The organism is Paenibacillus faecis (genome assembly GCF_008084145.1).
GTDB classification, from domain to species: domain Bacteria; phylum Bacillota; class Bacilli; order Paenibacillales; family Paenibacillaceae; genus Fontibacillus; species Fontibacillus faecis.
Window position 1 is genome coordinate 29,270 of sequence record NZ_VSDO01000002.1, and the last position, 13,624, is coordinate 42,893.

A 13,624-nucleotide genomic window follows, 5' to 3' on the forward strand; every position below is an offset into this window, starting at 1 on the left:
CTGGATAGGAGGTTAGCCTACACATGCTTCATCAATTTTCACGAACAGAGCTGGCCATCGGCGCCGAGGGTCTGGATATCCTGAAGAAGAGTACGGTGGCCGTCCTCGGCGTCGGCGGCGTCGGCGCCATGGCGGTCGAGGGGCTGGCCCGGACCGGGATCGGCCGGATCATCATGATCGACAAAGACGTAGTCGACGTCACCAACATTAACCGCCAGATCCATGCCTTGACGACCACGATCGGCCAGAAAAAAGCGGATCTGATGTGCGAACGGGTTAAGCTGATCAATCCCGAGTGCGAGACGATCGCTTTGAACATGTTTTACACGGAAGAGACGTATGAAGAGTTGTTTAAATACGACATCGATTACGTGCTTGACGCGTCGGATACGATCATGTACAAAATCCATCTGATCAAGGAATGCCGGAAACGCAAAATTCCGATCTTGTCGAGCATGGGTGCGGCCAACAAAATGGACCCGACGAAATTTCAGGTCGCCGATATTTCCAAAACCCATATGGATCCGATGGCGCGGGTGATCCGCACCAAGCTGCGGGAAGACGGCATCAAGAAGGGCGTCAAAGTCGTGTTCTCCACGGAACAGCCGGTGAAACCCCGCGCGGACGTCACCGAAAAGATCGCCCCGGCCGGAGCGAAAATTCGCAAAGCGAAGCAGCCGCCGGCGAGCAACTCGTTTGTACCGCCGGTCGTCGGCTTGATCATGGTCAGCGTGGCCGTACGCGAGCTGTTGGAGGCCGGAGGAGTACGCGTATGATTCCGGAGCTGATCAAGAAGCTGCGGCTTCCCGAGAGCGGCCGTGCGCTGGTGCTGAACGCGCCGGAGGGATATGTGGAGCAGTTGGGCTTAAGCCCGGCGCATACCGTTTTGGACGAAAGCCTGGCCGGAAGCTACGACTACGTACAGATGTTTTTTCGTTCGATCCGGGACGTGGAGGAAGAGGCTCCGGCTGCGCTGCGTGCCATCAAGCCGGACGGGCTGTTGTGGCTTTGCTATCCGAAGGGAGGCGCCAAGGCGGGAACCGATCTGACCCGGGACAAAGGTTGGGAGACCGTCAAAGCCTCCGGGTACGACGGCATCGCGCTGGTGTCGCTGGACGCGGTATGGTCCGCGATGCGGTTTCGGCCGGCGGAGCTGGTAAAGCTGAGGCCGACCTCCACCCGGCGGACGGCCGGGGCGGAAGGGGCCAAGGCGAAGCGCGCTCCGGCGGCGCCGGTCGAGACGCCGGAGGATTTGATGGCGGCGCTCGGGAAGGAGCCGCGGGCCGCGAAGTTTTTTGACGAGCTGGCGCCGTCTCACCGGAAAGCGTATATCGAGTGGATCACGGCCGCCAAGCGAGCGGAAACGCGGGAGAACCGGGTCGCCCAAACGATAGAGAAGCTGAAGCTGGGCTTGAAACGTCCTTCGGACAAAGCATGACGTTAAAAATGCATAAGCGGACGCAGATTAGCGCAGGTTTGATGGGAACATCGAACCTGCGCTTTTTTGTGCGAACGGGCTAGCTGCCGGGTGTCTCCCGTCAGGCAACCTTGATAACATCGAATGCCTGCATATCTGCATGTTTTTTTGTTGTTCGGAACAAAAAAATGTAAATCCCAGCAATTCTGCTGGAATTTTTAACGAAACCTGCTCGTTTCTCTAAAATCGCTATAAATACCCACTAGCGTTGCATTAACCCGAAGGGTCTAATGGCCGTAATCGCCTCCCTTTGAAGCCGGGCGAGAGGATAACGGTCATTTAAGGCGCTATTTTGTCGAAATCGTCCTCTCCGTGTGAAATAGAGGTTTTTTGGGGCCTTATTTTAGAGAAGTCGGGCAAAAACCGGATTTTTGGGTTCGCACCAGGGAAATAAGGCCTTTTTTGACCGCTATTTTTCCCGAAAACGCATATTGGGTCGAAATAACGGCCCAAAACCCCGCTATCATAACAGGCGGCAAGAAAGATTGCGGATCGGCAGCACCATGTTAGTTTTAATGCAACGCCAGTGATAAATGCTTGCAGATTTGCATCTTTTTGGAGTTGGAGTGTTTAGGTACGCGCTGGAGTCTTGATAATCATGGGCTAAAAATACGAATCTGGATGTCTGTGGGCATGAGGCTACGTGCTTATCGAGAGTCTCACTCCAAATCGGAGTTGAAGCAGCATATTTTCATTTTCCCTACGATGTCTGATGGGGCACTACTAGCTTTGGCAGACAGATTCGCTTTTTTCCGTCCTCACATGCTATAATATAAATCCTTTTGACTTCGGAGCAGGACAGCCAGAGCCACACCGAATCGGCCGGAGCGCAGACGGAATACTAAACCTTAGGAGGTAACTGAAATGGAACAGTTTCAAAGTGCCTATCAAGAAGAAAAAGAACGGCTGGACCGGACGCTGGACGAGGTGGAAGCCAGGCTTCGGGAGCTCCGCAGCATCCCCGTGTATACGGGCCATGATTTTACGGAGCAAATTTTGGAATCGGGCCGGGAAGCCCAGCGGCAGCAGTTGGAAAAATCCGTCCGCGAGCCTTACTTCGGCCGCCTGGATTTTGAGGAACGGGGGAAGGAGGCGTCCCCTCTGTACATCGGCAAAGTGGGGGTGGCTGACGCCGACGGAAGAAAGCCGCTGATCATCGATTGGCGCGCTCCGGTGGCCAGCCTGTTTTACTCGTTTACCGGCGGGGACTCGGCGGCTTATGAGGCGCCCGAAGGGTTGATCGAGGGGCTTGTGTATTTGAAGCGGAATATCGTCATCCGCAAGGGCATTCTGGAGCGGGTCGTGGACACGTTCAACAAGGACAGCGAGGGCCCGGCCGTATCCGACGAGTTCCTGGTGTACCGCCTCGGCGAAAACAAAGACAACCGGCTGCGTGACATCGTTTCCACGATTCAAGCGGAGCAGGATCTGATCATCCGGGCGGCCAAAAACACCGCTCTCATTATCCAGGGCGTGGCCGGAAGCGGAAAAACGACGGTGGCGCTGCACCGGCTCGCTTTTTTGCTGTATCAGTACAAGGAGCAAATCAAGGCGGAGCGGATGGTTATTTTTGCACCGAACCATATGTTTATCGACTATATTTCAGAGGTATTGCCCGAGCTGGGGGTTGGAGACATCCAGCAGAGCACCTTCGGCGACTGGGCGGCCCGGGTCCTCGGATTGGAAGAGGCGCCGACCGACGGCGCGGATACGCTGACCCGCTGGTTCGACCGCGGAGAGCCTAACGGGGAGCGGCCGGACGACGAAGCCCTTCCCGGCCGGTACAAGGGAGCGCTCGCCTTCCAAGCGGTTCTAGACCGCTATCTGGAGCGGATCGAGAGCGGCTGTGTACCCGATGGGGATTTTGAGCCCTGGGACGGAAACCGGCTGCCCCGGGAAACGATCCTGCAATGGTTTGAGGGCGAATACAAGCATTATCCGGCAGCCCGCCGCAAAGAGCGGGTGTTGGCCCGGATTCACCGTTGGATCGAGATGGAGCTGAAGAAATCGCCTTCCCCAACCGCGCTGAAAGAACGCAAGAAAAAAGCGCAGCAGCGGGAAAAGGCTTATGCCAAAAAGTGGCCGGAGCTCGAGGCGGCGGCGCTGTACAAAAACTTGTTTTTAACGTTTGGCGGGAAAAAAGGGGACGGCTCGGACGGGGAGATCGTTTCGGCCATACCGGCGGGAATCTATAAAGAAACGAGGGATTATCTGAAAAAGGGGCAGGTCAAAGACGAGGATTTGGCGGCCATGCTTTACTTGCATTCCCGAATTCAGGAAATCGAGGGGAACCTGACCTTCGACCACGTCGTTATCGACGAGGCCCAGGATTTCAGTCCGTTCCAAGTCGCGGTATTGGATCGGTTCGTTAAAGGGCATTCCTTCACGATTCTCGGCGATCTGTCGCAGGGCATCCATTACTACAAAGGGGTCCGGACTTGGGAGGAGATGCAGGCCTTGTTCGCTCCCCAGGAGACCGCTTATTTCGCGCTGACCCGAAGCTACCGGTCGACGATGGAGATCATCGAATTCGCCAATGAGATTTTGAAAAAGGGAGTAGGCACCGACCTGTTGGCGGTTCCGGTATTCCGCAGCGGAGAGCCGGTGAAATTGAAGCCGGCGGTTGGCGAGGAGCGCCTCGCGGCAATTTCGGAAGCCCTGGATCAGGTGCTGGCCGGCACGCACCGTACGGTGGCGCTGCTGACCCGCACGATGTCCGAGGCGGAGGAGCTGCATCGCGATCTGATGGACCAAGGGCGGGACGTTCATTTGATCGACGGGGACCAGCGGCAGTATGCCGGGGGAATCTCCGTGCTGCCGGTCTACTTGTCCAAAGGCCTGGAGTTCGACGCCGTCCTCGTAACGGATGTGGACCGCTCGCGTTACGGCCCGCAGGATGCCCGGCTGCTGTACGTCGGCTGCACGCGGGCTTTGCATGAGCTGTGGCTGATGCACGGCGATCAACTGCCGGAGTATGTTCCGGACAAAGTGTCAGCCGATGTTTAAGCTGCATGGGTAGAGCGCGGGGGCCATTGGGGACCGGCGGAGACTTGGCTTCAGCGACCGTCGATAAAGTCCTCCAGGCTGCGGTCGGCCTTGCTCTGATTGCATTCGCTGCAGGCGCAGACGCAGTTCATCGGCGTCGTATGTCCGCCCTTGGCCTTCGGCAGAAGGTGGTCGATCGTATCCCCATAGGCGCCGCAGAAAAAACAAGTATACCGGTCCCGGGTCAAAATGTAGCGGCGGAAAGCCTTGTTGCTATACAAGCGGCGGATCGTATGGCGGTTGACGACAACGGCGGTGTGTTCCTTCACCAGGGTAACCGCAAGCTCAAGGTCGACTTCTTGGTTCCAACGGCTCCCTTTGTCGGTCCGGCCGCGCATCCAGATTTTCCCCTCGCGGTTAGGGCGCAGCACCGAGGGATCCGGGCCCGGGGCCGAAACGGGGGGAGCGGGTAGAGCGCGCTTCATCAGGGGACGGATTGCCGTCCCTTCGGTCGGAGTATCCGCCATCTTCCCCCTGGGCGCAGCCGCAACCGCGGCCGCTTTGAGCTCGATCGGCCGGGGGACGGGCTGCTCCAGCCGTTTCAAATCGGCGCGGCAGCTTCGGCAGGTGCCCCGGCGGGCTCCCTTGGCGGAGCGTTTCCCGGTACGCCGCAGGAAATGGGAGACCGGCTTGGTTTCGCCGCAGCGGGCGCAGCGTTTGAAATGTTTGGGAAGCGCCCCGTTGTTCGTTTCGGGGGCTTCGGCTAGTTCGTCCGGGTTATTCGGGCCGGTCCGCATAGGAGTTCACCTCGTTCGCAAGTGCATCATAAAATTCGTTATAAGTATATTATACCTTCCTGCGGCCTTAAGTCCTAAACATACCTTTATTTTTGCGCAAATCAAATAGGCCGTCCCGGCATAATCCGGGCGGCCTATCTCTATTCGGTAACCGCTGCGGTTTCCCTCAGGGAAATCCGCATTTTGCAAATGATCTTGCGGATGCTTTCGTCGGACAGAAAAAATCGCTCCGCCAGATCGCTGACGGTATGCCCCGAATGATATAAGCGATAGATTTCTTCATTTCTTTTGGCCATCGATTTGCGGGTTCCGCTGAGCTCCCCCCATAATGCCCGGGAACGTTCCGGCTTGGGGATATAGAGCAGTTCGCCTTGGATATAATTCTGAAGTTCTTTCAGCAGCCTAGGGGGAAGCACATCCTTCCCGTTTTTGTAGTTCACGATCATGATCCTCCTTGATCCTGGGTATGGAAGTTTGGCGGACAAAATGAGTTTGCATGGTCGTAAATCCCCCTTTCGGCGTAAAATTTGGTTTGCCCTGATTTTGGCAATGCTTGCGTCTATCTTAACACACTTGGTTTCAAACGGAAATAAGAGGGGCTATACAGCCCCCCTCGCATGAGCTTCCGCGTTATGCGGAAGCCACCTCACTCACTGAAATCACTTCGATCAGCCCCCTTTCCAGTGATTCGTCGGCCCGACATCTATATTAACTCATATTCGGGGCGGGGAAGAAAGCGAAAGAACGTTTATAAATGTTTTTTACCGTTCATGTGCTAGAATGAGTATGGTGTAGTCGATAACAAAAGATCCGAGGAAGTGAGTTTATGGATTTATTCTCTTATTCCCGGGAAAGCGATCCGTCGGGACGGCTGCTGGCCGACCGAATGCGGCCGACAACCCTGGACGAATATATCGGGCAGGAGCATATCGTCGGACCGGGGAAGCTGCTGCGTCGCGCCATTGAGGCCGACCAGGTTTCCTCGATTCTGCTGTACGGCCCTCCGGGCTGCGGCAAAACGACGCTGGCCCATATTATTTCCCACCACACCCAGGCCGAATTTGTACGGCTCAATGCGGTCGACGCTTCCGTGAAAGATGTCCGGGAGGTCATCGAGAAGGCGCAGAACGATAAGGCGTTCTACGGCACGAAAACGATCCTGTTCCTGGATGAAGTCCATCGCTTCAACAGTTCGCGGCAGGACGCCCTCCTTCCCGCGGTGGAGAGGGGGACGATTATCTTTATCGGCGCGACGACCGAGAATCCGTTCCACTATGTGAACGGGGCCTTGTTAAGCCGCTCGACGCTCTTCCAGCTGGAGCCGCTGACGAAGGAGCATTCGCTCATCGCCATGCGCCGGGCGCTGGACGATGCGGAGAAAGGTCTCGGCTTCATGAAGCTCGAGACCGATGAAGCGGCGCTCCGGCATATCGCGGAGATGGCCAACGGCGATATCCGCCGGGCCCTCAACGCGCTGGAGCTCGCCGCCATGACGACGCCGCCCCGCGGGGACGGCACCGTCCATATCACGCTCGAGGTGGCGGAGGAGTCGATTCGCCGCCCGCTGGTCAAGGCGGACGAGTCGACGCAGTACGATGTCCTCTCCGCGTTCCACAAAAGCATCCGCGGCTCCAGTGACGCCGCGTTGTTCTGGTTTCTCTACGCCGTCGAGAAACTGGGGATGGACCCGATGACGTTCATCCGGCGGCTGATCGCCGCCAGCAGCGAGGACATCGGGCTCGCAAATCCGCAGGCCATGGTGCAGGCGGTCAGCGCCCTGGAGGCTTACCGCCACAACGGGTGGCCCGAGGCCAAACTGAACATCGCCCAAGCGATCCTGTTCGCGGTCGAGAGCCCGAAATCGAACGGCGTGGTGGCGGCCATTGGCAATGCGATGGCGGCCATCGAAGAGGTCAGGAGCGCGGAAGTGCCGCTGCACCTGCGGGACGGCCATTACAAAGGGGCGGTCAAACTGGGGCACACCGGCTACAAGTACCCGCACGACTATCCCGGCCACTATGTAAAGCAGGACTACCTGCCGGCCAACCTCGCGGGCCGCTCATTTTACCATGCGACGGAGCAGGGAAACGAGAGCAAGATCCGGCATAATCAAGAGCTCCGGCGCAGAGGGGAATAGGGTACGGGTTCCGTTCTCTTGAGACCAGACCAGGACTTACAAAAAATCCCCGCCCTCCAGGCTGTGTGCAGCCGGAAGGCGGGGATTTTATCGGAAAGCGGTCGGATTAACGGTGACGGCCGAGCTCCGGCACGGGCAGCTTCTCGGGCGCTTCGATAATGCCGCCGCCCAGGCACACTTCGCCATCGTAAAAGACGACGGCTTGTCCGGGGGTAATCGCCTTTTGCGGCTCATCGAACTGAACGAACAGCGTTCCGTCCTCCCGCGCGGTTACCGTTACCCATTGGTCGGGCTGACGATAGCGGAATTTGGCCGTGCACTTGAAAGGCCCCTGAGGCAGTTGATCCTGCCCGGCGATCCAGTTCACGCCCGACGCGGTCAGCCCGGTCGAATAGAGGCTCGGATGCTGGTCGCCCTGAACGACGTACAGGATGTTCCGTTCCAGGTCTTTCTCGGCGACGAACCAGGGTTCGCCGGTACCCGAACCGCCTATGCCGAGGCCTTGCCGCTGGCCGAGCGTATAGTACATCAAACCGTCGTGCCGGCCCTTGATCTCGCCGGAGACGATATCGACCATATCGCCGGATTTGGCCGGCAGATAATGGCTCAAGAACTCGCGGAAATTCCGCTCGCCGATGAAGCAGACCCCGGTGCTGTCTTTTTTCTTCGCGGTATAAAGTCCGGCCTCTTCGGCAAGGCGCCGTACCTCCGGCTTCGGCAGATGACCGATCGGGAACATCGCTTTGGAGAGCTGCTCCTGGTTCAGCGCGTTCAAAAAGTACGTTTGGTCCTTGTTGTTGTCGACGCCGCGCAGCAGCTTGTACACGCCCGCTTCTTCCACGACGCGCGCATAATGCCCGGTGGCCACATAATCGGCGCCGAGATCCAGCGCTTTGTTCAAAAATTCGCCGAACTTGATTTCCCGGTTGCACATAACGTCCGGATTTGGCGTGCGCCCGCGCTTATATTCATCAAGAAAATAGGCAAATACTTTATCGTAGTATTCTTTTTCAAAATTGACGGTATAGTACGGGATATCAATCTGTTCGCAGACGCGGCGCACATCTTCGGCATCCGCCTCGGCCGTGCAATAACCGAATTCGTCGGTATCGTCCCAGTTCTTCATAAATATGCCGATAACATCGTACCCTTGCTGCTTTAACAGCAGGGCGGTTACCGAGGAATCGACGCCGCCGGACATGCCGACAACGACGCGGGTTTCGTGATTGGGTTTGCTCATCTTTTTTCACTCCTTTAGGCCCCTGGGGCCATATTGTTATTTTACCATAGATCCGAAAAACGGATACGGGGCTGCTCCTGATCGGGTATGGCAGCCGCTGCGGAACCGATTTGAAAAGGTTAAATTGCGGACATAAAATACAGGATTCCGGTCGGATTTGTTTTCCAAAAAGAGGCGGGATATGTTACGATAAACAAAGATTAATGATAGGAATAGACAGCAATATCTATCCTTAATTGATCAAAGTTCAATTATATAAAGATTATTTGAAAATTGAAAGAGGTGGCTTCTTTGAAGATTTCCACGAAAGGACGCTATGGCCTGACGATCATGATGGAGTTGGCCGCTAAATTCGGTGAAGGACCGACCTCCCTCAAGAGCATTGCGGAGAAGAACCAGCTGTCCGAGCATTATCTGGAGCAACTGATCGCCCCGCTGCGCAATGCCGGTTTGGTCAAGAGCGTTCGCGGCGCGTACGGCGGGTACATTTTGTCCCGCGAGGCCAGCGAAATTACGGCAGGCGACATCATTCGCGTGCTGGAAGGGCCGATTTCTCCGGTGGATTTTACGGAGGAAGACGATCCCGCGAAACGGGATTTGTGGCTGCGAATTCGCGACAGTATCGCCGAAGTGCTGGATTCCACAACCTTGGAGAATCTGATCTCCTTTGAAGAGAAGGGCGCGAAGGAGAACTACATGTTCTACATCTAACAGGGATTAGAAATCCCGTCTATTCAAAGAGATTGGAAATTGCTTGACAAAAATTGTAATCCGCACCTTGCCGCAATTGGTTATTGATGACTCGTTCAAAGTCATCCCCGAGTTGTTGTTGGCATTTTTGGATGACGTCAAGATAAATAAGAGTTGTTGTCTAGTGCCCCATCAGCCATCGTAGTGGGAGTTTTTAAGACTCTTCACCTCGGCGTAGCGGGCTTAATTATGCATGCCCCCACCACAATTTCTCTAGGCCTTCGCTGTAGCTGCAATAGCGGCCTTTTGGGCCGTTATTTCGGCCAAATTCGCTTTCGCGGGTAAAATAGCGGCCAAAAGGGGCCTTATTGCTCTGGTTCGGGTCCCAAAATCAGGTTTCGGCCCGCTTTTCCCAAAAATAAGGCCCCAAAGGACCTCTATTTCACACGGAAAGGACGATTTCGACAAAATAGCGCCTCAAATAGCCCTTATTTCCCCGTCCGGCTCAAAGGGAGGCTGTTACAGCCGTTAGTCCCCTCGGGTTAATGCAGCGCTAGTGGGTTTTGACACGATTTTTCCTAAAATAGAGCCTTAAAAAAGCCGCTATTTCCAAGCGCTGAGCCGAATTCGACAAAATCAGGGCGTAAAAATGTCTGCTGGGGCACTAGGCATAACCGGAACAATTGAGAAAAAGCGAGAACAATGAATTAAGCCCACAGGCCTAATGGCTGTGGGCTTTTATGCTCAATGCTCATACTTGAGACAAGATCTCTTTCTTTTTGAGTTCAAATTCCTCTTCGCTGATGATTCCTTGCTCCTTTAGTTTTGCCAGTTTTTCTAGTTTTGTAAAGGCGTCTTCACTGGTTGGGGCGGCTTGTGCGACCGATACTGCCGGATTTGGTTCGCTCTGTAATTTATAAATTAGTTGTTCTATCTTCTTAAAATCATCAAAATTGCCACGAATCATTACCGTGTTTTCATCTTTAGCATAATCAAAAGCGGAACCGAATCGCTTCGTATCATCACCGGAGCCACTAGCAATAATCTGAAAATGACCGGCTGCCAACATGCTTGGTTTTTTTGTCTGAATGGAGGTTATGCTTTTGATCATGTACGTCTTTAAGGATTTCCGTTCGAGCAACTTTCCTCTCTGTAAATAAACTACGTTCTTAGTTACAGCAATCAGTCCATTTATACCTTCGGCAAAAGCAATGATGTCCTTTTGATCTACAGATTCGAGTAATTTCCCCATCAAATTTGACATATTCGACTTTCCTCCCCATTTTTTGAAATAATGATACCAAATATAGTAAGGCACATCTATTACTTTTTTACCAAATTTATATCACTATCATAAAATGAGTACCTCTATAGTAGAAGTTGGCCTTGGAGAAATTTCTTAAGGATTTTCGGGCAGGGAAGTCCAATCGGGACAAGCATGCCTCTCATAAGGTATAGCAAGCGCTTTGAAATGGAGGTGGAGGCAGTGCCACGGGCATCTATAATCATGCCGGTGTATAACAATGCGGCATTCGTCCAGGAAGCCATTCACAGCATGCTGGTTCAAACTTATAAGGACTTTGAGCTGATCGTCATCGACGACGGGTCTACGGACGGTTCGGCCGAGCTTATCGATCGGTTTAAAGACCCGCGGATTCGCAAAGTTTTGCATCGTCAAAACCGCGGGGTTGTCTCGGCTCTTAATGAGGGATTAAGCTTGGCGACGGGAGAGTATATCGTCCGCATGGACGGCGACGATGTTTCCACACCGGACCGGTTGGACATTCAGATTTCGTTTATGGATCAGAACCCGGATATAGGCCTTAGCGCGGGAGCGTTCACCAGCTCCGCAAACGTAAAGCCCAAAATCAATCCGTCCTCCCATGAGGAGATCAAGACCTGGCTCTTGTTTCATTGTTGCATCGCCCATCCGACGGTTATTATGCGGAACCGTATCGTTCACCGGCTGGGAATCCGGTACGACAGCAATTATCCCCATGCCGAGGACTATGAGTTGTGGAACCGGCTGGCGTTTCAGACGAAATTGGCGAATCTGCCGGTTAACATGCTGTATTATCGTATACATGGCGGACAAGTGTCTCATAGGCATCGGGCGATCCAGGACGATTCGGCCCGGAGAGTCCGGCAAAGACAGTTTTCGCGCTTGGGTTTACACCTTTCGGACGAAGAAAACCGAATTATGCTCGATTTTATACACTTCAATATTAATCCGGCGGATTATCCCGGTTATTTTCGGGCCGTTGGCTTCGCTCGCTGGCTGCTTGAACAAAACGCGAAGCATCGGGTTTACGATCAGGAGATGCTGAATATGGCGTTATCCCGTTGCATTTCCCATCTGCCGTATTAAACGACGATCACCTCCTCCGCGGTTCCCGGAGGAGGTTTTTGTTGCGGGCTCCGAAATGGGCAACACTCACGCTAATAGGCAGTAGTTTTTTTGACTAAAATAATATAGAATAAAACACGCTTAAACGACTGCCTAATTTTATATGATCAAAGGTGGCTTGCCATACTATGAAAACCATATATTTGGACCACGCGGCTTCCACGCCCGTTCATCCGGAAGTGGCGGAGGCGATGGTCACCGTCATGCGCGAGCAATACGGGAACGCTTCGAGCATCCATGCCTACGGCCGCGCCGCCAAGAGACTCGTGAACGGGTCGCGGGACCGGCTGGCCGCTCTGGTCGGCTGCCGTCCGGACGAGCTCGTGTTTACGAGCGGAGGAACGGAGAGCGATAATCTGGCTCTGTTCGGCGCGGCGGAAGCGCGGAAGGATCGCGGCCGTCATATTATTACGACGGCGATCGAGCATCATGCGGTTTTGCATGCCTGCGGGCGTTTGGAGAAGCAGGGCTATGAGGTTACATATCTGCCGGTCGACCGCCAGGGTCAAGTACATCCGGAGCAGGTTCGGGAAGCGATCCGTCCCGATACGATTCTCATCAGCGTGATGTATGCCAATAATGAGGTCGGCACGATTCAGCCGATCGAGGAGATAGGCGCACTGGCTGCGGAGAAGGGCATCGTCTTTCATGTGGACGCCGTTCAGGCTTTAGGAGCGCTGGAAATCCGGCTCGGGGAGTTGCCGGTCGACTTGATGAGCTTTTCCGCGCATAAAATCAACGGACCGCAAGGAGTAGGGGCGCTTTATGTCAGCCGGGAACTGGTGATCGAACCGATTCTTTTCGGAGGCCTGCAGGAGCGAAAACGCCGGGCCGGCACGGAGAATATGGCCGGGATCGCCGGATTCGCCAAGGCCGCCGAGCTGGCGGCGCAGCAACTTCCCGGACGCGCGGCACGGGATGAAGAGCTCCGCCGGATTTTCCTCGATGCGCTGGAGACAGAGGTCGGGGCGGGGCGATTCCATGTGAACGGACACCCTACCCGGCGGCTCGCCCATATCGTCAACGTCAGCTTTCCGGAATGCGACACGGAGACGATGCTGATGAATCTGGATATGGAGGGCATCGCGGTGGCCAGCGGGTCGGCGTGCTCTTCGGGATCGCTGGAGCCCTCGCACGTACTGGAAGCGATGAATTTGCCGATAAATTTTTTGAACTCGGCGATTCGATTTAGCTTTGGTTTGGGTAATACTACTGAAGAAATGAAACTTACCGCCGAAAAAGTTGGAACCATCCTGAACCGTCTTCGTAAAAGAAGATAATGGGCGTCTTTTGTAGTTTTTTCGGAGGGAGGTCAGTTTCGGAGAGTTCTTGCAGCAAGAGATTGCCACAGTAGGAGGAGCCGTGCTCATGAAACTTCAAGAGATGGTAGGCTTGGCCGTATTCGATGTGGAAGACGGCAAACAGATCGGGAAAGTTCTCGATTTCCTGCTGGATGATGACTGGAGAATCACCGGCATTCAGCTGGAGGGGAAAGCGATGTTCACCTCCACGGTGAAGGTGGTGCTCTGGGAAGATATTGTAGCGTACGGTGAAGATGCCGTGATGATACGCAATCAACAGGCGATCCGCAAATGGGATGCCGAGAATATACAGCTTACCTTTTCCACGGGTAACGGCAAATTGAAAGAACTTCCGCTCCTCACCGAGGACGGGATTTTGATAGGTCATGTGACAGATGTTTATTTTGACCAAGAAATGGGAAATACAATTACAGGAATAGAAGTCAGCGACGGGTTTATCTCGGATCTGATGGAAGGGCGAAAAGTGCTGCCTTTTACCCCCGGCATGACCAAGGGCGAAAACGCGATCATGGTCCCTCCAAACAGTGAGCAGCGGTTGGAGAAGGCGATGAATTCTGTTAATGGATAGG

12 protein-coding genes are annotated in these 13,624 nt (G+C 54.5%); 8 read left to right on the forward strand and 4 right to left on the reverse strand.

Going from position 1 to position 13,624, the window contains the following annotated elements; all coding sequences use genetic code 11:
• The first annotated feature begins 23 nt into the window (after positions 1 to 23).
• The 3 genes from FRY98_RS08105 to FRY98_RS08115 all read left to right on the forward strand — a co-directional run bounded on the left by FRY98_RS08105 (position 24) and on the right by FRY98_RS08115 (position 4,483).
• Positions 24 to 776: a tRNA threonylcarbamoyladenosine dehydratase gene (locus tag FRY98_RS08105; protein ID WP_148451275.1), complete on the forward strand. Its 753-nt coding sequence runs from the start codon at positions 24 to 26 to the stop codon at positions 774 to 776.
• Entirely contained in the window at positions 773 to 1,438 is a 666-nt protein-coding gene (locus FRY98_RS08110; protein WP_148451276.1) for a YdeI/OmpD-associated family protein, read from the forward strand. Before FRY98_RS08105 ends, FRY98_RS08110 begins: the two co-directional genes overlap by 4 nt.
• Before the next feature lie 903 nt (positions 1,439 to 2,341).
• A complete protein-coding gene (locus FRY98_RS08115; protein WP_148451277.1) occupies positions 2,342 to 4,483 on the forward strand; it encodes a HelD family protein in 2,142 nt (713 codons plus the stop codon).
• Between the two features lie 50 nt (positions 4,484 to 4,533).
• On the opposite strand, the gene FRY98_RS08120 is transcribed toward FRY98_RS08115, so the two are convergent.
• Both FRY98_RS08120 and FRY98_RS08125 read right to left on the reverse strand, forming a co-directional pair.
• Complete coding sequence (locus FRY98_RS08120) at positions 4,534 to 5,259, reverse strand: HNH endonuclease (RefSeq protein ID WP_148451278.1); 726 nt, start codon at positions 5,257 to 5,259, stop codon at positions 4,534 to 4,536.
• Between the two features lie 140 nt (positions 5,260 to 5,399).
• Entirely contained in the window at positions 5,400 to 5,699 is a 300-nt protein-coding gene (locus FRY98_RS08125) for a CD3324 family protein (RefSeq protein WP_148451279.1), read from the reverse strand.
• 386 nt (positions 5,700 to 6,085) lie between these two features.
• On the opposite strand from FRY98_RS08125, the gene FRY98_RS08130 reads away from it, so the two are divergent.
• Positions 6,086 to 7,396 carry a replication-associated recombination protein A gene (locus tag FRY98_RS08130; RefSeq protein WP_148451280.1) on the forward strand — a complete coding sequence of 437 codons (1,311 nt, stop codon included), beginning with the start codon at positions 6,086 to 6,088 and terminating at the stop codon, positions 7,394 to 7,396.
• A gap of 106 nt (positions 7,397 to 7,502) precedes the next feature.
• Here the strand turns inward: FRY98_RS08130 and mnmA are convergent, their stop codons facing one another.
• Positions 7,503 to 8,636: a tRNA 2-thiouridine(34) synthase MnmA gene (gene mnmA, locus FRY98_RS08135; RefSeq protein WP_148451281.1), complete on the reverse strand. Its 1,134-nt coding sequence runs from the start codon at positions 8,634 to 8,636 to the stop codon at positions 7,503 to 7,505.
• Between the two features lie 291 nt (positions 8,637 to 8,927).
• Here mnmA and cymR point away from each other — a divergent pair, with 291 nt between their 5' ends.
• The gene (gene cymR / locus FRY98_RS08140) at positions 8,928 to 9,347 is read left to right on the forward strand and encodes a cysteine metabolism transcriptional regulator CymR (protein ID WP_148451282.1); all 420 of its coding nucleotides are present in this window, start codon (positions 8,928 to 8,930) and stop codon (positions 9,345 to 9,347) included.
• A gap of 730 nt (positions 9,348 to 10,077) precedes the next feature.
• Here the strand turns inward: cymR and FRY98_RS08145 are convergent.
• Positions 10,078 to 10,590, reverse strand: a complete 513-nt coding sequence (locus FRY98_RS08145; RefSeq protein WP_148451283.1) for an SHOCT domain-containing protein — start codon at positions 10,588 to 10,590, stop codon at positions 10,078 to 10,080.
• A 222-nt stretch (positions 10,591 to 10,812) separates the two neighbouring features.
• Here FRY98_RS08145 and FRY98_RS08150 point away from each other — a divergent pair, with 222 nt between their 5' ends.
• The 3 genes from FRY98_RS08150 (at position 10,813) to FRY98_RS08160 (ending at position 13,623) form a co-directional block, all read left to right on the forward strand.
• A complete protein-coding gene (locus FRY98_RS08150) occupies positions 10,813 to 11,694 on the forward strand; it encodes a glycosyltransferase family 2 protein (protein ID WP_148451284.1) in 882 nt (293 codons plus the stop codon).
• Between the two features lie 167 nt (positions 11,695 to 11,861).
• On the forward strand, positions 11,862 to 13,013 hold the full coding sequence (locus FRY98_RS08155) for a cysteine desulfurase family protein (protein ID WP_148451285.1): 1,152 nt from the start codon (positions 11,862 to 11,864) through the stop codon (positions 13,011 to 13,013).
• A gap of 88 nt (positions 13,014 to 13,101) precedes the next feature.
• Positions 13,102 to 13,623 (forward strand): PRC-barrel domain-containing protein, encoded by a 522-nt coding sequence (locus FRY98_RS08160; RefSeq protein WP_148451286.1) that lies wholly within the window; start codon positions 13,102 to 13,104, stop codon positions 13,621 to 13,623.
• The last annotated feature ends 1 nt before the right edge of the window (position 13,624 follow it).